The following is a 21,940-nucleotide window of genomic DNA, read 5'->3' on the forward strand; positions in this document are numbered from 1 at the left end:
CAACAAATTGCTCCGTCCCCACAGTACACATGTCACAAATAAAAAAGGCGGACTCTGCTTTGCACAACAGACCCCACCAGTATGATTTCGTTTAAATGTTGCTGACCCGAGAAGGCGTTAACCCCTTCTTATCCTGATACATTGCCTGATCAGCTTCTTCAATAATATCTTCAAAAATCAATGATTCTTCAAAAACAAAATGACTGATTCCAATACTCAAGTGGATCGTGAGCTGAAATTCGTCATCAGTGAAGGGTTCATCAAATAAGCGGTGCAGTTTATGACACATGTATTCCAGCTGACCTGATTCATTGGGTTTTCTTTCAGTTAAAAGAATGAATTCATCCCCTCCAAACCGGTAGCTGATCGATTCGTTCATTTGCGTACTTAAGCATTCTGACACATACTGCAGAACCTTATCACCAAAAACATGTCCGAAACTATCATTGATTTCTTTAAAGTCATCAAGATCAACAAATACAAGATAATACTCCTTTTGACTTTCTTTCATATCTGAAATGAATGCCTGCAAAGCATGTCTATTTGGCAGTGAAGTTAAGTCATCGTGTGAAATCGTCTGACGATTCTCCTCGAGACGCTGCACCATCATTTTAATACCAGTTGAAAATTCCCTGATCATTCCTCTTTTAACACTTGGGATATGGACGTTGTAATGACCATTTTTTATTTCATGGAATACATCCATAAAAAGATTTAGAAAACGGGAAAAGAAGAAACAAAATACAATATAATTGATCAGACCCAGCACCAGACCTGCACCAATACTGGCCACCACGAAGTAAAGATGAACATCTTCAGGTACCGGGATGATCAGCGGCATACCCATTGAAAAAATGATGCCAACCAAGATGCCAAATAACACATAACTTCCCAGGACAATTTTATAGTAATTTAAATGCTTCACTTCAATGGTCATCACTTTCACACCCTTACAATTGCATTAAAGATTTATACGCTTTCTCTCAACTGCGTTGCATACGTGTCGATTTTGACAGCGGTATTTTTCAAATCATTAAAATCATAAACCGTCTCATTAATTTGCTCTGTTCCTTTTTGGGAGATCTTCTCGACTTGTTCTGTCCCTGCACCGATTTCATTAATTTCAGTCGTGATTCCCTTAACAGATTCACGCACGGTCAATATGGATTCTTCCACTTTTCCTGCGAGCTTTTTCACTTCTTTGGCGACAATATCAAAGCCGCGTCCGTGTTCACCGGCTCTTGCTGCTTCAATTGCTGCATTAAGCGCAAGCAGATTCGTTTGAGAAGCAATTTCACGAATCGTCGTTGTAAGCTGCTGGATATTTTCAGCCTGCGTCGTGAGCTCCTTTAATGTTTCGATATTCTTCTTCGAGTGAGAAAGCGTGTGCTCAATGCTTTGTCTTAATTCCTCACTTCGCTTCACTCCATTATTTGCTTTATCCGTCATTTGATTAGATACCTGAGAAAGCGAGGAAACCATTCCTGATACATTTTCCTGTCTTTGTGTAATATCAGTGGCGACCTTGACCACACCTACTACTCTGCTCCCTTCATAAATTGGCATGTAAGTAGCCTCCAGCCAAATGATATCCCCATTTCTTTTCCTGCGTTTAATTTTGTCCTGAAATTGAATACCTGCACTTAAGTCACGCCAAAACCGAACATAGTCGGTCGAATGTGTAAAATCATCAAAACAAAAAATCTGATGTTGTAAACCAATCAGTTCATCAGCTCTGTAACCCACAGCCTGCGCAAAAAGTTCATTTACATAGGTCACTTTTTTATCCAGATCAAACTGAATAATAGCCAGATTTTTCTTAAAAGCTTCCATTACATTTGATTCACTTACTGCAACTATAGTTTGCATTTAACCATTCCCTCTCTGTTCTTAACTCACTATATAAGTCTTTTTACCCAAATTATATTCAATCAAACGAGCCAATGTGCTCACCATTGAAAATTTATCTTTAACTGTCATACAGTCATTCAAAAAAACTAAAATCATTCATAAAAAACATGTAAAAAAGTACTGAACAAACCAAATCATCCCACTGTATTTCCTCAAGGTATTTCGAATTCGTAATATCAGTATACACGAACAAAAATAAAACAAAAGTACTATTACCCATGCATCTTTTACATAAATTAAATCATTATTTCAATGAAAATAGTCGGATATTGTCGAAATTCATCACTTAAAGATGTGCATGGTGGGGACGGAGGTTGTTTTGTCATGATATGTACACTTGAGGGACAGAGATGAGAAAAGCGGCACACGGGGGTCGGAGTTCCGTGTGCCAAAATTAGAATCATTCACAAAATGAACCGCTCCGATCCCACTGTGCAGGTACCACGATAATGTATGGAGTAATGTCATATATTGATTGATGAAGAGCTTAGTCATAAAAGAAGATGCTCTCAATTTGCTATGGCAGATCTGGTCTGTCTCAAAGGAGGGTGGTCAGGTAAGCGTGCTTGTGACTGGTGCATCTGGAAATGTTGGTCAGTATGTAGTTGAAGCCCTGCTTGGTAATGGAGAACATGTAATCGCCGCTAGTACGGATGTGGAAAAGTTAAAGCGGATTTTCGGACATTCTGCAGACGTTGTTCATCTGGATTTCACAAATGAAACAGTTTTGATGCAGCTCTTAGAGGCGTGGACCGTGTATTCCTGATGCGTCCACCACACCTTGGTAACCCCGAAGATCTCTGATCTCTATCCGTTTATTGATATGATGAATTTACACAAAATCAAACTCGTTTCTTTTTTATCACTGATGGGCGTTGAATCAAATCAAACTCCCCCTCACCATAAGATCGAGAAATATATCGAAAAGTCAGGGCTTCTATTTGCCCATATCAGACCCGGCTTTTCATGCAGAATCTATCCGGTATTCATGCACAGGAAATCGTAAATAAGAACCAAATCTTTGTGCCAGCGGGTTACAGCAGAACAAGCTTTATTGACGCTAAGAATATTGGGCTGTCAGCAGCCGTATTGTTAAGTGAGCCTTCTACATATCAAAACACTGCTCATATAATAACAAGTCCGGAAGCTCTCAACTATGATGAAATCGCAGAAATATTACTTATGCTAAATCGGGCTACTTACAATACCGCAAACTTCACATTAAAAAAAGAGGCCTTCCAAAAGACTATGTGAATGTCACCGTCGCATTATATTTTATGACAAGAATGGGAACCGCCAAAAGAGTAACTGATCATTTTTACAAATTAACTGGTCAAAAACCCAGGGACATTAAGACATTTGCTATGGAAAATATAGATGAGTTTGTATAATCAGTACATTGACAAAACGCCACTCCAATGCGGAGTGGCGTTCATTCATTATTCCGTTCCTTTTTTCCATTCATCCTGTTCGATCAGCATTTTACCCGGCCATGTGTAAGCAAGGATACCGCCGTCTGCTTTGATATCTTCACCTGTGACGTATGAGCTGTCATCTGATGCAAGGAATAAGGCCACTGTTGCCATTTCACGCGGCTTACCAAGTCTGCCAAGCGGCGTAATCCACTTGTTCGCATCACGGAACTGCTCGCCCATTTCCTCTTTTTTAGATCCTACAAGCTCATCAATCAGCGGTGTTTCAATTGTACCTGGCGAAACCGAATTTACGCGAATGCCATTCCGTGCATAATCAATCGCCGTTGCTTTTGTAAAGTTGATGATACCGCCTTTCGCCGCATTATAGCCTGAACGGTCAAGGTCTGCCGCGTGTCCAGACATAGAACCATTATTAATAATCGAACCACCCTTTTCCATCATTAGCGGAATAATAAACTTACTCATTAAAAAGGTTCCTCGAAGATCTACTGCCACGATACGGTCAAACAGTTCAATCGGATATTCATGCACTTTTCCGCCCTGCTGATCAACTCCTGCATTATTAAATAGCACATCAATAGTTGAGTACTTTTCTTTCATCTCTTCTGCAAATGACTGCACACTACCTTCATCTGAGACATCGACTTTATAGGCAAACGCCTGTCCACCATTCTCTGTGATTTCACTTACCACCTGATCAACCTGATCCTTATTCACATCAGCAAGCACAGTCGTTGCCCCTTGCTCTGCAAAAACATGTGCCGTCGCTTCACCTATTCCAGTTGCAGCACCCGTAATAATCGCTACTTTATTTTCTAATCGGTTCAATTAAATAACCTCCCAGTAATTGTATATACAAGAGGTATTCCCGATTTGTGAAATAGTAAACAATGTAATTGGTTATCATGCGCACTTTGGGGACGGAGGTTGTTTTGTCATGATATGTACACTTGAGGGACAGAGTAGAGAAAAGCGGCACACGGGAGTCGGAGTTCCGTGTGCCAAAATTAGAATCATTCACAAAATGAACCGCTCCGTCCGCGCTGTGCACACACTTCTTTTTTATGCTAAAATATTTTACATCTAATTGGAAAATGGTGGTGATCATGTTGAAGTTGAAAGTTTTACAGTGGATCCCAAAAATTGCTGCTGTGGTGGCTATTGCTAATTTTGGATTTATGCTATTTGGCGATGGAGGATTTCTTTCAGGTATTGCGCTAACACTGATTGTTGCACTTCTTTTTTCACGACTGGAGCAGAAAAGTATACAGATAATGAACGGGGTAATAAAAGTGCATATGTGAATTTTGCTTTGAGTGGTTTAGTTATAGGGTTCCTCTTGTTCTCAGGAATTAGAAACTTATTTGCTTAAAGGTGCACAACTGGGACAGACTTTAAAACCCTGTACAATCGACTTTTTCCATGAGGCACACTAAACTCCGTCCCGGCTGTGCCATTATTGTAATCATTCTAATTTCGACTCACTCAACTCCGTCCCCACCATGCACATGCACGTGCATATGCACCAGCGCATCCCTCAACCTAAAAGAAAAACATTGCCAAACCACCACGTTCCACTGTATACTTTTCTTACTTTGCAAAACGAGGGGAAGATGAACATATTGGGAAGGCGTTAATACGAATCGGAACGGTTGCGAAGCGCAGCGGTCTTTCAACCCGGACGATTGATTACTATACCCAGATCGGGCTTTTGCCTTTTGAGCGTTCAGATTCCAATTACCGGTTATATTCTGAATCGGTTTTAGACACACTGGAAAAGATACAGACTTTGAAAAGCAGCCGGATGACGCTTGAGGAGATCAGGACGTTTATGGCTGCTGAGCACTACAGCCCTGCGCTGGAAGATGTGAATGAAGAACTGGCGCAATTAGAGGGGAAGATTTTGTCGCTGAAAGAGGAGCTGGCAAATGCTGCTCCTGAAGAAAGACGTTATATAAAAGAAGAAATCCAGCTGAAGATGATTCCACTTCTGCAGTTGATGACCACATTGTTAAGTTAAAAATTTCGGAGGTGAATCCCCTATTTCAGGGGAACTTATTGGATAGTATATTAATATTGAATCTTGTGCTTGTAGCTGTATTGATCGGCTTGACTGCTTTTTTCGTAGGCTCGGAATTTGCTGTTGTAAAGGTGCGTGCTTCACGTGTTGACCAGCTGATTGCTGAAGGAAATAAGACTGCACCCATCGTGAAAAAGCTTGTGACTGACCTTGATTATTATTTATCAGCGTGTCAGCTTGGTATTACCGTCACAGCGCTTGGACTCGGGTGGCTGGGCAAACCGACTGTTGAAAGAATTCTGTATCCATTATTTGATGATCTTGGCGTGTCTGCGGCGGTATCTACAGTTGTGTCGTTTGTGATTGCATTTTCTCTGGTTACATTCTTGCATGTAGTCATTGGAGAACTTGCGCCTAAAACGCTGGCGATTCAGTTTGCTGAAAAAATGACGCTGCTTCTCGCACGTCCTCTTTACTGGTTCGGTAAGATTATGTTCCCGGCTATCTGGTTACTGAACGGATCAGCGCGTCTCTTACTCCGCTCATTTGGCGTTCAGCCGGCAGGTCATGAACAGGCCCATTCTGAAGAAGAGCTGAAGATTATTATGGCACAGAGTTTTAAAAACGGTGAAATCAATCAGGCTGAGCTGTCTTTCATGCAAAACATCTTTGCTTTTGATGAAAGTGTGGCAAAGGATATTATGGTGCCGCGTGTTCAGATGGAAACACTTGCTATTAATATGACAATCGAGGAAATCCTTGACATCATTGATGAGCACGAGTATACCCGCTTCCCTGTAACGAATGACCGTGACAAGGATCATATTATTGGTTTTATTAATGTAAAAGAAATGCTGACGAACATTGTGCGTGACCGTTCTCATAAAATCGCGGATACACTTCACGAGATTGTTTTACTGAATGAACACACGCCACTGCAGGAGGCTATGGTGAAAATGCAGCTGGAACGCGTTCATATGGCGCTGATAGTTGATGAGCATGGCGGGACCTCGGGACTGCTGACGCTTGAAGATATTCTTGAAGAAATTGTCGGTGAGATCCGTGATGAATTCGATGAAGATGAACGTAATGACATTGAAGAAATTGACGAGCTTGCCTATTGTGTGAACGGGCGCGTCCTACTGGATGAACTCGAAGAACGCTTCGGTGTAGAATTTAAAGGTGCAGAAGAAGTTGATACGATTGCCGGCTGGGTACTGCACAAGCAGAATGAAGTATCTGAGGGCGACCGGATTCCGAGTGATGATCGTCATATCTGGACTGTGGAAGAGATGGATAACCATCAGATTTTGAGGGTCAAACTGGAAATTGTAGATCCTGTAAATTAATTGATGTAAGGCAGGTTGATGCGAAAAGCATATCCTGCCTTTTTTTGTATGTATATCTGTTCATAAATGGGGTATATGAAATAAGCACTAAAACCCGATTTAAAAGGAGCAGTTGAAATGAAAGTTTTTAAAAGAATCGTGATTGGATTCGGGGCACTTATCCTCTTCGTAGTTTTGTGGGGATTAGTAGAACCCTATTTTATAAATACAGAAGAAGAGGCTGCTGCCATCACGAATCTTCCTGAAGAGTGGGAAGGTCAGGAGATTGCTGTGATTGGTGATTTTCAGGTCGGCATGTGGATGGACAACACGTGGACGATTGAAAGAGTTGTAGATCGTCTGATAGAAAGAGAGCCGGCCGCTGTACTTCTGACCGGTGATCACGTGTACCATGTAAAAAAGGGTAGTGAAAAGGAGCTGGACCAGGTTCTGGAATTGTTAGAACCCCTTGCTGAAACAGATATCCCTGTGATGACTGTGATGGGCAACCATGACTATTCAATGGAAAAGAAAGACCATGAGCCTGATACAGCCTATGTGGAAAAAATGAGCGAGAAATTTGAAGAGTTAGGCATTCACGTGCTTGAAAATGAACATTTCGTACTTAATTTAACCCCAGACGGCACAGCAGAAGGCGAGCCTGACGGGCAATCTCTCTATATAGGCGGAATCGGTTCATCCTGGGCCGCCATGGCTAATGTTGAAGAAACACTTTCGGGTATTCCGGATGATGCCCCACGTTTTATGCTGATGCACAACCCTCAAGCTTTCAAATCAATTCCAGCTGATTCTGCTCCGGCTGCCACAGCCGGCCATACTCATGGTGGGCAAATTAGCATACCATTTACCCCACACTGGTCTTATATGACCCTGTTTAAAGGTGAAGAAGTTCACGCTGCTGGGTGGGCGGAAGCTGACTTTGGAGAAAAAAGAAATTTGTTATACGTGAATCCGGGAATTGGTTTCAGTGATGTACCATTGCGCTTTACAACTCCTCCTGAGATTACGTATTTTGAATTAAAACAAAAATCCTGAAATTGCTGAGATAGGCTCAGTATTGATTCTGCATATACAAAAGCCCCTGTTCACACATATAAACAGGGGCTTCTCTTATTACTTATTCGCGTTATTCTTAAAATTTCCGACGCCATCCTGAATGTCGCCTTTCGTTTTATCCTTCTTGCCCTCTGCCTGAAGGTTCGGATCATTTTTTGCATTACCTACCTGATCCTTCGTTTCGCCCTTCACCTTGTTCACAGCGCCTTTTACTTTATCGCTCAATCCTTTATCAGCCATTCTATCACTCCTAAAAGGTTAATAGTCTATTTTTTCCCTCCTCAGAATAATGTAAACATTTCCCTTAACCAGTATGTGCTCGTACAGGATCCGGGTGCATAATTCCTCCTCAAAGCTTCAGCTTTCAAGTCTGTCCCTCTCTGTACATTTCATGACATTTTAACCTCCGTCCCCAACATGTACATGTACATTCTATGATCAATCAATAATCCCTGTACCCAACATCTCCAGTTCGACAGTTACCTGCGTATCAAGCTGTTGATAGGTGTCACTCCATGTCCCCTCATCCCACAGCTCTTCATGAAAGGCTGCTACCTGGTTGCCAATTCCCAGTGCGTCTGATTTGGAAGACTGCAGTTTTTTCAGGACCTGACGGACGTCTTCGGTGAGCACATCGGTTAATATTTTCTTCAGCTCTTCCTCTTTTTCTTTTGTTATTTTATTTTGTCCGTACTCAAGAATGACAATCTCAAATTTCAGATCTGCCTTGAGTTGTGTTAACTGGCGATTTACTTTCAGGTCGCTTTTTGAATTCTTCACTTCAATCGTCACCCAGTTCTCCACTTCCAGCTTCCTGTCATCATGGACACGGCGGGTGATTCTGACTAAATCTTTTGTCGTGTTGTTTAAAAGGTTAAAAATTACGCTTTCTTCAATGTTCAAATATGCTTCAGTATATTTATTCTGATGAAATAGTGCAATGCCTGAAACTTTGGCACGCTTTACCTTCTCATCGTAGGTGATATAGGGCATAAACAGGTCTTTCCCCGGGTTAAATATAATGGTACAGGCATCCTGTAGTGACATATATGAAATCACACTGGTCAGTTCGGAACTTTCCAGCAGACCTTTAAAGTATTCCGATTTGTTGCGTTGCGTGTCAATCGGCTTTAATAACAGATCATTTGCCGGTAAATCCGTTAAGGCAATGCGTGCGTGTAAATTGTTTCTTGGATTCCGATATAACTCGTCTAAAAATGAGTAGATTGAATCTGCCGCCAAGCTCTTTCCGATCAATACTGCCTGTAGCTTTGAAAAGTCGGCATATTCTGCGATGTAGAGGTCCATTTCAAACATTGAATCATTCATGGAATACCCAGTGGCAGTAATTTCGTTCACTTTACCACTTTCTTCAATTGGAGGTGCCAATCCGGTAGATTGAACACGCCCATCTTCTGTCTGATCATACCCGACTGTATAGACTAACTGTACATCCTTCAAAAGATTTTGATCCCAGCATCCGGACAGAAAGAGATAGAGAAAAAAATGTAAAAAGAATAAAGTTTTCTTCATGTTCTTTTGTCCTTTCTAAATAAAAGGTAAACGATCAGAGTGACTAAGGGCAGAGTGAACGAAAATGCGATTGAAGCGGGAAAAAGTAATCCCTGAAAGCTGATAATATCCTGCTTGCCTTTGATAAACAGTGAAGTTAAAAAAACAATACTCATGATCACCATGAGCACACGCTGGTGGTTTTTCAGATTAAATAACACCTTTGCCTCCTCAGAAGCGATAAATAAAAAATTTATAAATGATGTCATCGCAATTACACTCCATAAGGAAATGAAAATTAAATCGATTCGATCAATAATGGTAAAACTCAGCGCTTTTAGGATATAAAGGACGCTGTAAGGCACGATGACTGTTTCATTTACATGAAAAAACAACTGAGTTGAAATGACTAGAAATAAATAAAAAAGTGTGACGAAAACAGTTGAGAAAGCAGCTTTTTTCAATTCTTTTTCACGGTTACTCTTCACGTATTTACTAAAATATAAAAATGACTCAAAACCGATATACGCGAGCAGTGTAGCTTTTAAACCACTGAATATTTTTTTAAAACCTTCTGACCCAATCGGAAATAAATTCATATAATCCGGGGAGCTGTAAACGGGTAGTAACAGGATGATGAGAACAGGTAATATGAATGAGATCACCATTGAAAACCTTGCTACATGAAAGATTTTCCCACTGGCACAGTATGCAGCCGGCAGCAAGAACAACAGCATCAGCACCCACTTCGGCGTATCCATATAAATCCATTCAGATAATACTCTTGTAAAGGACAGGTTTGACACCATTAATATATAGATAAAATAAATCAGGTAACAAATCACTAAAAATTTCCCAATCACCTTACCAAAAGCCTTTTGCAGCACGTCAAAATAGCTTATCTCACCCACTCTCAGCAGTAACCATAGGAAAATAAGCAACAGCAATTGAATCAAAATTCCACCGATTGCCAGAGAAATCCAGCCATCCTTACCTGCGACGACTGATAAATCTCTCGGCAGTGACAGGATGCCAACCCCAATCTGCGTCTGTATAATAAGGAAAAATAATTGCCAGCCCGTTACTTCATTTTTTGTTTGCATAGTGCCACCGCTTTGAAAAACCCTGTCTGATTTTGTTAGGCGTCAAGGTCTGGGACGGCCGGGTATTCTGAAGCCATGCAGGCATTCGGAAAATCGTGTCTCTGAAACCTGACTTATGAAAAGGTGCTAAAGGAGAGAGGTAAGGAAGTCCAAGTGATTCCAGACGAATCAGATGGATCATCAAAATAACTAAACCCACTGTCACACCGTAAAATCCAAAAAAAGTGGCCAGCAGCATAAATGGGAAACGTAAGATGCGTACAGTTGAATTCATTTCAACAGAAGGCACGACAAATGAAGAAATCGCAGTAAGCGCTACGACAATCACCATCACATTTGAGACAAATCCAGCATTTACCACGGCATCTCCAATAACCAGACCACCCACTACCCCAATCGTCTGACCTAACGGGAACGGAAGCCTGATCGCTGCTTCTCTGATCAATTCAATGGTTACTTCCAGAATTAATGCTTCGAATAAAGGCGGGTAAGGAATTGCTTCCACCGCTCTTTTAGTTGGCAATGTCAGTGATTCAGGGATGACTTCAAAATGAAAACTGATAATCGCAATATACAGAGCAGGCAGCAGCAAGGCTACGATAAAACTGGACAGACGCAGCATCCTGTAAAAAGTCCCGATAATAAAACGTCCGTTATAGTCATCCGGTGACTGATAAAATGAAAAGAAATTTGCCGGCCCTATAATCGCTGTGGGTGATCCGTCGAGCATGTAGGCAATCCGTCCTTCCGAAAGATTTCCGGTTACCCGGTCAGACCTTTCCGTTACCAGAAACTGCGGAAATGGAGAAAAGCAATCATCTTCTAACATCTCTTCCAGAAACCCGATACTGTGTGCTACATCCACATCTATACTTTCTATTCGTCTGATAAACTCTTCTACAACCAGCTGATTTGCTATATTGTCCACGTATACCAGCACGCTATTCGTATTGGATTCTCGTCCAACCTGAAAATATTTAACCACTAAATGTGGTGTTTTTAATCGTTTGCGAATTTGATAAATATTATTTGAGAGTGATTCTGTAAAACCACTGTGAGGCCCCCTGAGCACCTGCTCACTTTTAGGCTCTTCAATCGCCCTTGATAACTCCTTCGGAATCTTGATCCCTTCTACTTCCCATGCGTTATTTTCAAACGAGAGCAAAAAAGCCTCTCCTTCAAGCAGCTGCTTTACGAGCTGTTCAAACATTAATCCAGCATCATACATCTGAATCTTACTGCTCGTCATGCGCTCATTCGTCAGCCACTTCATTTCCCGGGACCATTCCAGCAGTTCTTCAAGCTTAATTTGATCAATAAGAGGCTCAATATAGATCATGAGTGAAGTTCGTTCTATTGAATCATTTTTAATTTGAAGCGTCACCAGATCATGCGTATTTCCACAATAATAAGAGACCTGCTCCTGCAATTCTTGAATACTTCCAGTCTGATGAACAACCTCTTTCTTTGAAAATGCAGAACCTTCCACACTATCACCCCCTGTTACAATCTTGAACAGAATGAGGTGGAAATATACGTTGGGTTTAAGTTGATAGGATGATTTTTTAAAAAATTAGTAATGAAAAAGAAGATGATGCTCAGTAATTAAACAGAGAGCAGCATCTTCCTTTGCCTGTAATTATTAAATTTTATATTCTTTAGCAACTATGATCACCTGTACTCAATCACCTTTCGGAAGTGGATAGACATTGTCGAAAGGTTTTGTGAATGCAATTTCTGAATGCCCGGTCAGGTGCTCTGTGATTAGTCTGGCGTGCAGTGGCTTGCTGAAATAATAGCCCTGCATGCTTGAATTGCTTTCTCTTGAAATGAATGCCAACTGCTCTTTATTTTCAACGCCCTCAGTCACTACTTCAATTCCAAGCTGTTTTAACAGACTATAAATTCCGATCAGTAAACTTGCGTTAAAGTTCTCATGAGGAATGCTCTCCATAAAACTGCGGTCAATCTTTACAATGTCCACTGGTAATTTGCGCAGTCCATGTAAGGAAGCTGTTCCTTTACCAAAGTCATCAAGCGCAACTCTTACTCCCCGTTGCTGCAAATCTTTGATGAATAACATCAGGTCATTATCGTAATATGAAACTTCACTCTCAGTAATTTCAATCACAAAATTTTTCACAGGGACGCGATTCTTTTTCAGCTCTTTATCCAGATGCTTCAGAAAATCCTCTTTATGAAACAGCTGCTTTTTCGAAAAATTCACTGACATGGAAAGCTGTCTATGGCCCAAAGCATGCCACTTGCTTAACTGCTTTAATCCCTCGCTCAGCACCCATTTTCCAACTTCATGGATTGTACCGCTCTCCTCCATCATTCCGATGAACAACTCAGGTGACACATGCCCGATCTCGGGGTGATGCCATCTTAGTAACGCCTCAGTTCCGACCATTTGTGATCCGCTTGCTTCAAAAACTGGCTGAAATGCAAGTGACAATTCTCCATTTTCCAGCGCTGATTTTGTATCCTCTTTAAGACGCTCACTTTGAATGTACTTGCCGGTTTCGACAAGTTTTTTATAAAGAAGAACTTTGTTCTTACCATCTGCCTTAGCCTCATACATCGCAGCATCTGCTTTTTTCAGCAATGATGATAAATCCTCTCCTTCTTCAGGATAGAGGCTGATTCCTATACTCGCTGATATATATGCACTCACAGAGCCCAGTCTGAATTCCTGACAGATGAGATTTTTCAGTTCTTCACCTCTTGTTAAAAGGTAATCCTCCTGATGATAAGAAACAACTGCCACAAACTCATCCCCACCGATTCTTGCAAGCATGACATCTTCATAATCAAAATACCCTTTTAGTCTTGCAGTCATCTCCTGGAGTAACAGGTCTCCAACTTCATGACCCCAGGTATCGTTTACTTTTTTAAATCCATCTAGATCAAAAAACATCACAGCTTTTTTTTGAGCTGTCTCTTTAACAAATGAACCAAAATTCTTTTGCAGGTAAAATCGGTTTCCAAGCCCGGTCAGTTGATCATGATATGCCATAACCGTAATTTCTTCATTCGCCTGTCGGATATCTCTGATCATGTCTGAAAATTCATTTTCTAGCTGCCTTACTTCATACAACCGCTTGAACAAACCACGATCACTGCCTATTTTTAAATTTCCATCGTCTCTTCTTAAACCACTGGCTAATGAGATAATCGGGCCAAGTACCATTTGCCTGAACAGAAAGTAAACCGCTAATGCGATCAGCAGAAAACCCACTGCAGCCATTGTTTTAAATTTTTTCAGATTATTCTGCTTCTCCACATAAAATTCTCTATCTGCTCCGATGCTTAATGGAAGAACAGAGCTGCGATCCAGGTTTTCGATTATATATTCACCGCTGATTTTATCTGATTGCTCCAGCGCAATCGTTCGTTCAGCAGAAGACAATGCGATATCCACTGATAGAGTTTCACTCAGTTCTGTCAGATACGTCCCGTCAATGACCCTGCCCATCATCAGATAGCCTGAAGGATCTGAAAAATCATTGCGCGTGATGGGGTGCGAAGCCACCATCATCATTTCTCCCAGGTGCGATTCATAAAACACTTCATTATCAAATTCAATTTCACTGATCTTCTCCAAAAAATTCTGATCCAAGTTAAATGTCGTTCCATCTCTATTAACACCCGCAGTATGAATAAATTCACCCTGTTCGTTCACGAAAATCATTAACTGAACCTGAAGATTTGCGATCATTTCTGGCTGAAGATTATCTGACACATAATCCGAATTTTTACCGTTCACATAAAAGTGTGTTTCATCCCATGCGCTCCAGTCGATCGCCTGATAAAGTAAATCTTCCTGTTCCTTTATAAGATAATTCCTGACCCGCTCTACGTCTCTTTCCACTCTCTCCTGATCAAACTCATTCGCTTCTTCCAGCTGAAGAGGAGTCATCAGAAACTGGATAAACATGATCGCTAAAACCAGGAAACTGCCCAATACCAAGATCGCCAAATTCCTTATTCTCATGACCGCTCATCTCTCTTTTATCTTTTATATCGGCTGAAAGAATTATATTTATAATAAGGATTTACGTATGAGTGAGCAAAAGGAACTATAAAAATATGATTTTATTGATCAGTCCGTCTTCCTGAATCTAACCTATTAGTCGTGGATCAGTTTGTTTCATGTCTTTTAACTGTTATAATATAGAAAATATTTTGTATGATCAGACAGGAGTTTTACATATGGAGTTTAACTTAATTGAGGTTGTCACATTGGTCACTGTTGTTTACTTACTATCAACCATTTTCAGACTCGAACAGCGTGTTAAAACCCTGAACTATAAGGTGGAGCAGCTATCTGTACACACTGATATTTCGGAGGACGAGTTGTATCAGGAACTGCATCAGGAGCTGAAAGGACTGATTCATCAGGGTAAAGACGTGCAGGCTGTTAAAAGAGTTCGTGAAACGAAGGGGCTGTCTCTCATTGAAGCGAAGCAGTATGTGGATGCTTTGAAGTATGACGTGAAATGATGTGCATGTTGGGGACGGAGGTTAGAGTGTTATGAGATGACACTCTAACCTCCGTCCCGGCACTGTACATGGTCATATTTAGAAACCTTCTCTGGCTCTCTCTTTTACAAGCTCCATCCAGCGCTCATCCTGCGCCGAGAACCCAAACTCCATCTCCAATGAAGCGAGCCATTTCATATCATTAATGCCAAGTTTAAATAACATCGGTGGTGCAGTCGGGGTGAATAACTTTACACACCACGGCTCTGTGATATCGAACTTTTTGTCAAAACTGTTCCATTTCGCCACAGTCAGGTCATTGTCCTGAACAAACTTCTTCACTTTCTCTATTAAAATATGTAGCGCAATATCATGATTCCAATCCGCCACTTCCAGCTCCTCTTCGTTCAGCGCAAACAGCTTCGTCCAGTAGGCAAAACCCGCTTTCCCATGACCCGCCAGCAAATTGTCCTCTCCCCTATCAAAATGCAGTGACCCCTTTATCCCGAAGTGCTGCTCAAGCTCTGCCGCTGTAAACACATGCACATCGTCAAATTCCGTATCAGGTAAAAGAGATTTTGGTGCTGATGCGATTACAAATCCTAATACAAATTCATCAGTCATTGAATATCCCCCCGTAGTTAAATGGTTTATTTAAAAAACGCTTCCTTTTCATAGGTTATATAATAGAAAGCATAGAAGAATTGAATCAAAATCAGCGCTACGAAAGCCAGTGCGCCTATCACAAATTCTATGTACAGCATAAAGATCATTGCTAAACAGCTTAAAGAGATAATGAAAAAGATGTTTGTTCTGTATTTGTTTTTGATGGCTGTAGAGGCTACTACCGAAAGAAAGAACATAAAGCTTATATAATAGAACAGTAAATCAAAATCATATACTGCATCATAAGCGATCGCGACAAACAGCCCAATCAGACAACACACTTTGATCGCTTTGGTCATGGCTTGCCCCCTCTATACAGTCGCAGGACGTCAATCCGTTTAGTAATCATAATGTAAATGATAACACGAAACATCCATTTGAATGGATTATACACTAAAAAAAGACATTTACAAAAAGACTGGTTAGTCAGTTCGTAAATGTCCCTGCCATTAAATTTTAACCTGCTCGAGATCCTTCCAGCCATACACCGCTTCCTTCAGATCTTTACCACCAAAATTAATCTTCACCGTATCAATTTTCTCAGCGCCAAGCACCTCATAAAAAAGCTTTGAATCATTTTTTTCGAGCACGCAGACGATCATAGACTTGAGCCCCTGAGTCTTCATCTCTTCAACAAGCGGTGCCATCAGCTTTTTACCAAGCCCTTGCCGCTGGTAGGCCTCAAGTATGTAAATGGCAAACAACTCACCATCAAAACCTGAATACTTATTACTTCTCTCCGGACCACCATTCGCGAATCCGACAATCTCATCATTGTCTTCTGCAACATACACAACCTGGCCGTTCCCGATAATCTTCTCCCACATCTCCTCCCGGCGTGAATAAGACATGTGGTCAAGGTATTCGTCCGGCACCATCCCTTTGTAAGTCGTCTTCCACGTGTCCACCTGTACCTTCGCAATCCCTGCAGCGTCTTTGATTGTTGCTTTTCTGATGTTCATTGGGCACCTCCGTGATGGTATGAGTTAGCTAATCCTATACCTATGTATTCTGGATGTTTTTTGGAAAGTCCTTTTTTAATAAAAAAATATAGGCATCAAAGTAAGTTACATTTAAGTTATTGAGCCTTTTTTGGCATCCAAATTGCCGTATATCCATTCTTCTTAGAGTAGTCATAAAGACTTTTTAACTTTTCCGGCACATATAAATCCATATCATTTCTGCTTTGTAAAACTCTATTATCCATCATGTCCTGATTACGAACAATTAATTTTTCTAGATAATAGACTTCTGCTAATTTATCATTTTTGGATAAATTACAGCCGCTGCAGGCAATTACTAAGTTCCATAACTGATCAGTCTGTACAAAGCTCCAGGGAATAAAATGGTCTACGTGATTACCTTTCTTTGACTTAATTTCTTTACCACAGTAAAAACACTCCTGCTGATAAACAGCAGCCAATAGATCATAGAAACTGTTAAGAGAAAAACGTTTGGAAACATTCTCTACCTTTAATAATAATCGCGTTGTATTACCCTGATCATTAAACTTCTCAAGAAAAAGAGCCAGATGATAGTTTGATAAATACATAATGATCTTTTGAAACTTTTGCATGAATGAGTAGAACGATGGTGTAAACTTCATCTTTTCATCGTAGTTATCAAATGAATAAATAGTTCCTCCGGTATCTCCGTAAATCGCACCCATCACGTTGATTTTACATGCCCTGGTTACCTTCTCAACCAATTCAACCTGAAGCTGAGAAGGTAGCTTATCAAATACGATCGAGTCTTCTATTTGAAATTTTTCCTGGAATTTTTCAAGGACTGTCTGCACCCCTGCCTTCTTTCCCTGCATATTAATCTGGTTAAGCTTATGGTGAATGACAAGATTCCAATAAATCTTTGTGAAGCTTTCGAACACTTGAAAATAATTCAGCTCAAGAAGTTCGTTGACATTATAAAGATTTTCAAGCAGAGACTTAATGAGCACAAATTTATAAGAAGTTGAATTCTTAGAACGTGGAGAGAAAATAAAATTAAAGTGACTCCACACGTCCTGCTCTGTTATGTACTCCGCTCTCGCTTCAGCTACCTTAAGCTTGTGACTCATTTGCATTCACCTGCTTTCTAATCAATCCTCCACACTCACCAAAAACACCTTCTCATTAAATCTGCCCCTGTCCCGTGCCTTTACTTCACGTACTTCCTCCACTTCCTCGAGTGTTACACCGTGCGTCTTTGCGGCTGCTGAGATGAGTTCGAGCAGGTCTGCGAGTTCTTCGATTGCGTCTTCATCGTTTTGGGTGGCATGGTATTCAGCGAGTTCTTCTTTCATCTTTTTCTTCACTTCAATCACATATTCCTCATTACTTAAAATACGCGTCTCCATCGACTTCCCGCTTGCTGCGATGATGTCCGGGATGAGGTCACGTACGAGCTTGTTGTAGACTGGCATTTCAGACACTCCCTCTCTGTTTCTTTCTATTATATACCTTATAATAGGAAGCTTCATCCAAAACAAAACAGCAGTGTGCGTTCACTGCTGTTTTTACGTATCTGGTCATTCATCCATCAAATAATCCGCCAGATGCACAGCCTCTATCTGTCTGCCAAGACCCGCTCTCTCAATCCCGAGCTTCATCTGCAGCAGGCACCCGGGATTCGCCGTCACAATGACGCCAGGCTCAACTTCCATTACATTCTCCATCTTGTCATCGAGGATCTGCATGCTCATTTTAGGCTGTACGAGATTATACACGCCAGCCGATCCGCAGCAGCCATCTGCGTTTTTCATCTCAACGTAGTCTGCGCCTTCAACCATCCGGATCAGTTCCCTCGGTTCGTTACAAACGCCCATCCCATTTCTGAGGTGGCAGGAGTCCTGAAAGGTAACGCGGTGCGGCTTCTTTTTGAAATGGATACGTTTATCAAAACCATGCTGGATCAGAATGCTTGAGAAGTCTCTGATTTTCGCCTTGAATCTGCCAGCGCGTTCCCGCCACTGTTCATCCTGGGACAAGAGGTGATCATAGCCTGCCAGAAACGCCCCGCATCCTCCTGCATTCATGACAATATAGTCTGCTTCCATTGTTTCAAATGCTTCAATATTACGCTTAGCCATATCAACCGCTTTATTTTTCTCACCGGCGTGACCGTGAAGCGCGCCGCAACAACCCTGATCTTCAGGGATCACGATGTCACAGCCTGCGGACTGCAAAAGCCTGATTGTGTTCTGATTTGTGCCCTGGAACATTGTATCCATGAGACAGCCCTGAAAAAATGCAACAGTGGCTTTCTTTTCACCAGTCGCAAGCAGACGTCTTCTGTCAGACTGTACTTTTTTCGGGATGGCAGGCAGGACCTGCTCCATCTCACGCATCGACTCAGGAAACAGTTTTAAAAATCCAATTTTCCGAATCCCTTTTTGCAGTCCTGACGTCTGATAAAAGCGGACAAGCCCTACCGCTCTGTTCATTTGCTCATTTTTAGGGAAAAGCTCGTTCAGAACTGTTTTACGTACTATTTTTTCTTTTAGAGAAGGCTTTTTGTAATCCTGGATGATCGATCTTGCTTCCTCGAGCAGCTGTCCATATTGAACGCCTGCCGGACAGACCGGCTCACATGCGCGGCAGCCAAGACAGACGTCGAGAGAATTGGTCATCTCATCCGTCACTGGTATAATGCCGTCATGCACGGCTTTCATCAGCGCAATGCGTCCGCGCGGAGAATGCACCTCGTCGCCGCCGGTTTGTATGTATGTGGGGCAGCTCGGCAGACAGAATCCGCAGCGCATACAGTTCATCAGTTCGCCTTCATCCATCCGCTCTGTAAATGCCTGTTCAATTGTCATCTGCCAACCACCACACGTTTCTTTTCAGACTTCCCAAAAATCTTATTTGGATTCATGATATGATCGGGATCAAGCGCCTGCTTGATCATTCTCATCACATTCACCCCTGATTTTCCAAGCTTCCACTCAAGATACGGAGCCTTCATTTCACCAACGCCATGTTCACCGGTAATCGTTCCGCCGAGACGGATCGCTTCCTTGAAAATCTCTTCAAATGCTTCTTCCACACGATGCATCTCTTCCTTGTCACGCGCATCGGTAATGCAGGTAGGGTGTAGATTTCCGTCACCTGCGTGACCGAATGTACAGATTGTCACATCATGCTTTGCAGCAATTTTCGCGATCGCTTCTACCATTTCGGCTACCTTAGACCGTGGAACTGTCGCATCCTCTAAAATGGTTGTCGGCTTCAGTCGGGCAAGCGCGGACAGCGCAGAACGTCTCGCAGTCATCAGGTTGTTTGCTTCTTCAGCTGTTTTGGCAAGTTCAACTGAAAAAGCTCCATGCGTTTCACAGATTTCTTTCATCAACTGCATCTCATCTATCACTGCCGCTTCCGCTCCGTCCTGTTCAATCAGCAGAATCGCCTCTGCTTCAAGCGGCAGGCCGACTTTTGCAAAATCCTCCACCGCACGGATTGTCGCACGGTCCATAAATTCAAGTGTCGCAGGAATGATCCGGTTGGCGATGATTGCAGAAACCGCTTCAGCTGCCTGTTCCATCGTGGAAAACTGGGCAAGCATCGTCTTTTTAGCAGCAGGCATGGGAATCAGTTTCAGTGTGGCTTCCGTCACGATTCCAAGTGTTCCTTCAGCCCCGGTTAACAGCTTTGTCAGATCATAGCCCGCCACATCCTTCGCAAGCTTTCCACCCGTTTTAATGATGGAGCCATCAGGCATGACCGCTTCAAGACCTAGTACATAATCCTTCGTCACACCATACTTCAACCCGCGCAGACCACCTGAATTTTCACTAATGTTGCCGCCAATTGTTGAAATCTTCATTGAAGATGGATCAGGCGGATAAAACAGCCCGCGCGCTTCCACCGTGTCGATCAGATCTTTTGTAATCACACCAGGCTGGACTTTTACAGTCAGATTTTCTTCATCCACTTCAAGAATGTCATTCATCCTGTTAAAAAGAAGGACAACGCCTCCCGCAGTCGGCGTCGTGCCAGCACTCAGATTGGTACCCGAGCCACGTGGAACAATCGGGATCCCTTCTGTTCGACAAAATTTTACAATCTGTGACACTTCTTCAGTGGTTCCTGGTGACACTACCGCATCCGGCATCGCCTGGAAACCAGGTGTTCCGTCGTAGGAGTATGCCAGCAGGTCGGCTTGAGATCCACGTGCATGACCGCCTGTGATTGTATTAAGCTGACTGATCAGCTGTTGTTGACTCATGGTGTTCACTCCTTTCAGATAGAGAAAAAAAGACTGAGACAAAACAATCTCTTTTGTTGAGTTAAACAAACTTTATATTAAAATCTAAGTGTAGCGGAGCGTAAGGCGGTGACTCCAGCGCGAGGAGACGGACAGGTGAGACCCCGCAGGCGCGAAGCGGTGAGGAGGCTCACCGCCGGCCGCGCGGAAAGCGTCCGCCTGAAGCGCAGCGAAACGAGGTAAAGGATGAGACACCTTCATCATGTCTCATCCTCTCTTGTAAACTATTTCTTCAAAAATTCCATTGCTGATTTGATCTCATCTCTATATTTTGTTGCTTCATCGTAATGATCAGTAACTACACATGTAAATAAAATATCAATCATATGAAGCTGTGCAAGTCTTGAAGACGTTGCGCCGCTCCTGAATGGCGCCGGTATCTCACGCGAAGCTGATATGAATAAGTTGATGTCTGCATGTGAAGTTAATTTCGACTGGCCATATCGGGTCAGGCTGATTGTTGTTGCACCCTGTTTCTTCGCAAGCTCCATAATTTTGACTGTTTCATGTGTCTCACCTGAAAATGAAATGCCGACCACCACGTCATCTTTTGTTGCGTTGGCAATATACATCGCCGCATTGTGAATATCAGTGAATGCAGACGTCGGTTTATTCATGCGCAGAAATTTCTGCTGGGCATCTTTTGCGATAATGCCTGAAGCACCTACCCCATAAAAGTGGAGACGATCTGCTTTTTGAATCGCCGCTACTGCTTTTTTCAACGCTTCGACATTCACCATTTCTGTTGTTTCTTTAATCGCCTGTATGCTGTTACTCGTTACCTTATTAATAATCGATTCAATGTCCTCACCGGGCTGAATATCCCGATATTGTGTTTCTTCAGGCTTATGCAGATCACCAGAGATTCTTACTTTCAGCTCCTGATAGCCTTTTAAGCCGAGTGATTTACACAGTCTGATCACCGCTGCACTACTGGTCCCACTCGCTTCTCCAAGCTGGGAGGCAGTGAAATATACAGTTTCATGAGGGTGCTTCAAAATGTATGCTGCTATTTTTTTCTCGGATGGCGGCAGTTTATGCATGAGTTCATTCACCAGCACCAGCCCGCCTGTTATAGATCTGTTACGCTGAGGGTCCTTCACGGCCTTCCTCCTTATTGTGATTTACAATTTTCATGAACGT

22 protein-coding genes and 1 pseudogene are annotated in these 21,940 nt (G+C 42.1%); 7 read left to right on the forward strand and 16 right to left on the reverse strand.

What is annotated here, in order from left to right; translation table 11 throughout:
* Positions 1-91 precede the first annotated feature (91 nt).
* A complete protein-coding gene (locus tag E2626_RS13500) occupies positions 92-937 on the reverse strand; it encodes a GGDEF domain-containing protein (RefSeq protein ID WP_134382304.1) in 846 nt (281 codons plus the stop codon).
* A 32-nt stretch (positions 938-969) separates the two neighbouring features.
* A complete protein-coding gene (locus E2626_RS17495) occupies positions 970-1,869 on the reverse strand; it encodes a methyl-accepting chemotaxis protein (RefSeq protein WP_134382305.1) in 900 nt (299 codons plus the stop codon).
* Between the two features lie 520 nt (positions 1,870-2,389).
* Between E2626_RS17495 and E2626_RS17380 the strand changes: the two genes are divergently transcribed.
* Positions 2,390-2,677, forward strand: a complete 288-nt coding sequence (locus E2626_RS17380; protein ID WP_244094338.1) for an NAD-dependent epimerase/dehydratase family protein — start codon at positions 2,390-2,392, stop codon at positions 2,675-2,677.
* Positions 2,678-3,350: 673 nt separating this feature from the next.
* Here the strand turns inward: E2626_RS17380 and E2626_RS13515 are convergent.
* Positions 3,351-4,175, reverse strand: a complete 825-nt coding sequence (locus tag E2626_RS13515; protein WP_134382306.1) for an SDR family oxidoreductase — start codon at positions 4,173-4,175, stop codon at positions 3,351-3,353.
* A gap of 281 nt (positions 4,176-4,456) precedes the next feature.
* Between E2626_RS13515 and E2626_RS13520 the strand changes: the two genes are divergently transcribed.
* The 5 genes and pseudogenes from E2626_RS13520 to E2626_RS13535 all read left to right on the forward strand — a co-directional run bounded on the left by E2626_RS13520 (position 4,457) and on the right by E2626_RS13535 (position 7,751).
* Positions 4,457-4,651 (forward strand): hypothetical protein, encoded by a 195-nt coding sequence (locus E2626_RS13520; protein WP_166786829.1) that lies wholly within the window; start codon positions 4,457-4,459, stop codon positions 4,649-4,651.
* A gap of 338 nt (positions 4,652-4,989) precedes the next feature.
* Positions 4,990-5,175: pseudogene (locus E2626_RS17560) on the forward strand (MerR family transcriptional regulator); the annotation flags it as partial.
* Positions 5,176-5,178: 3 nt separating this feature from the next.
* The gene (locus tag E2626_RS17385) at positions 5,179-5,367 is read left to right on the forward strand and encodes a hypothetical protein (protein WP_244094334.1); all 189 of its coding nucleotides are present in this window, start codon (positions 5,179-5,181) and stop codon (positions 5,365-5,367) included.
* A gap of 38 nt (positions 5,368-5,405) precedes the next feature.
* Positions 5,406-6,716 carry a hemolysin family protein gene (locus tag E2626_RS13530; RefSeq protein ID WP_134382309.1) on the forward strand — a complete coding sequence of 437 codons (1,311 nt, stop codon included), beginning with the start codon at positions 5,406-5,408 and terminating at the stop codon, positions 6,714-6,716.
* A 117-nt stretch (positions 6,717-6,833) separates the two neighbouring features.
* Positions 6,834-7,751 carry a metallophosphoesterase gene (locus E2626_RS13535; RefSeq protein ID WP_134382310.1) on the forward strand — a complete coding sequence of 306 codons (918 nt, stop codon included), beginning with the start codon at positions 6,834-6,836 and terminating at the stop codon, positions 7,749-7,751.
* Between the two features lie 78 nt (positions 7,752-7,829).
* Here the strand turns inward: E2626_RS13535 and E2626_RS13540 are convergent, their stop codons facing one another.
* The 5 genes from E2626_RS13540 to E2626_RS13560 all read right to left on the reverse strand — a co-directional run bounded on the left by E2626_RS13540 (position 7,830) and on the right by E2626_RS13560 (position 14,384).
* Positions 7,830-8,012 carry a CsbD family protein gene (locus E2626_RS13540; RefSeq protein ID WP_134382311.1) on the reverse strand — a complete coding sequence of 61 codons (183 nt, stop codon included), beginning with the start codon at positions 8,010-8,012 and terminating at the stop codon, positions 7,830-7,832.
* A gap of 198 nt (positions 8,013-8,210) precedes the next feature.
* Entirely contained in the window at positions 8,211-9,305 is a 1,095-nt protein-coding gene (locus E2626_RS13545; protein WP_134382312.1) for a Ger(x)C family spore germination protein, read from the reverse strand.
* Positions 9,302-10,387, reverse strand: coding sequence for a GerAB/ArcD/ProY family transporter (locus E2626_RS13550; protein WP_134382313.1), 1,086 nt, complete (start codon positions 10,385-10,387; stop codon positions 9,302-9,304). Before E2626_RS13550 ends, E2626_RS13545 begins: the two co-directional genes overlap by 4 nt.
* Positions 10,371-11,876, reverse strand: coding sequence for a spore germination protein (locus tag E2626_RS13555; RefSeq protein WP_166786830.1), 1,506 nt, complete (start codon positions 11,874-11,876; stop codon positions 10,371-10,373). The genes E2626_RS13550 and E2626_RS13555 overlap by 17 nt, the downstream gene beginning before the upstream one ends.
* Positions 11,877-12,068: 192 nt before the next feature.
* Positions 12,069-14,384: a bifunctional diguanylate cyclase/phosphodiesterase gene (locus tag E2626_RS13560; protein WP_134382315.1), complete on the reverse strand. Its 2,316-nt coding sequence runs from the start codon at positions 14,382-14,384 to the stop codon at positions 12,069-12,071.
* Between the two features lie 218 nt (positions 14,385-14,602).
* Between E2626_RS13560 and E2626_RS13565 the strand changes: the two genes are divergently transcribed.
* The gene (locus E2626_RS13565; RefSeq protein ID WP_134382316.1) at positions 14,603-14,893 is read left to right on the forward strand and encodes a hypothetical protein; all 291 of its coding nucleotides are present in this window, start codon (positions 14,603-14,605) and stop codon (positions 14,891-14,893) included.
* 78 nt (positions 14,894-14,971) lie between these two features.
* Here the strand turns inward: E2626_RS13565 and E2626_RS13570 are convergent, their stop codons facing one another.
* The 8 genes from E2626_RS13570 to E2626_RS13605 form a co-directional block, all read right to left on the reverse strand.
* On the reverse strand, positions 14,972-15,496 hold the full coding sequence (locus E2626_RS13570) for a hypothetical protein (protein WP_134382317.1): 525 nt from the start codon (positions 15,494-15,496) through the stop codon (positions 14,972-14,974).
* A gap of 26 nt (positions 15,497-15,522) precedes the next feature.
* Positions 15,523-15,837: a hypothetical protein gene (locus tag E2626_RS13575; RefSeq protein WP_134382318.1), complete on the reverse strand. Its 315-nt coding sequence runs from the start codon at positions 15,835-15,837 to the stop codon at positions 15,523-15,525.
* A 150-nt stretch (positions 15,838-15,987) separates the two neighbouring features.
* Positions 15,988-16,500 carry a GNAT family N-acetyltransferase gene (locus E2626_RS13580; protein ID WP_134382319.1) on the reverse strand — a complete coding sequence of 171 codons (513 nt, stop codon included), beginning with the start codon at positions 16,498-16,500 and terminating at the stop codon, positions 15,988-15,990.
* 116 nt (positions 16,501-16,616) lie between these two features.
* Positions 16,617-17,612 carry an HNH endonuclease gene (locus E2626_RS13585; protein WP_134382320.1) on the reverse strand — a complete coding sequence of 332 codons (996 nt, stop codon included), beginning with the start codon at positions 17,610-17,612 and terminating at the stop codon, positions 16,617-16,619.
* Between the two features lie 21 nt (positions 17,613-17,633).
* Positions 17,634-17,957, reverse strand: coding sequence for a nucleoside triphosphate pyrophosphohydrolase (locus E2626_RS13590; protein ID WP_134382321.1), 324 nt, complete (start codon positions 17,955-17,957; stop codon positions 17,634-17,636).
* A 105-nt stretch (positions 17,958-18,062) separates the two neighbouring features.
* The gene (locus tag E2626_RS13595; protein WP_134382322.1) at positions 18,063-19,352 is read right to left on the reverse strand and encodes a (Fe-S)-binding protein; all 1,290 of its coding nucleotides are present in this window, start codon (positions 19,350-19,352) and stop codon (positions 18,063-18,065) included.
* Complete coding sequence (locus E2626_RS13600; protein ID WP_134382323.1) at positions 19,349-20,758, reverse strand: FAD-binding oxidoreductase; 1,410 nt, start codon at positions 20,756-20,758, stop codon at positions 19,349-19,351. The genes E2626_RS13595 and E2626_RS13600 overlap by 4 nt, the downstream gene beginning before the upstream one ends.
* A 263-nt stretch (positions 20,759-21,021) precedes the next feature.
* On the reverse strand, positions 21,022-21,900 hold the full coding sequence (locus E2626_RS13605) for a MurR/RpiR family transcriptional regulator (RefSeq protein ID WP_279587262.1): 879 nt from the start codon (positions 21,898-21,900) through the stop codon (positions 21,022-21,024).
* Positions 21,901-21,940: the final 40 nt, after the last annotated feature.

The organism is Jeotgalibacillus salarius, from assembly GCF_004405125.1.
In the GTDB taxonomy this organism is placed as follows: Bacteria; Bacillota; Bacilli; order Bacillales; family Jeotgalibacillaceae; genus Jeotgalibacillus; species Jeotgalibacillus salarius.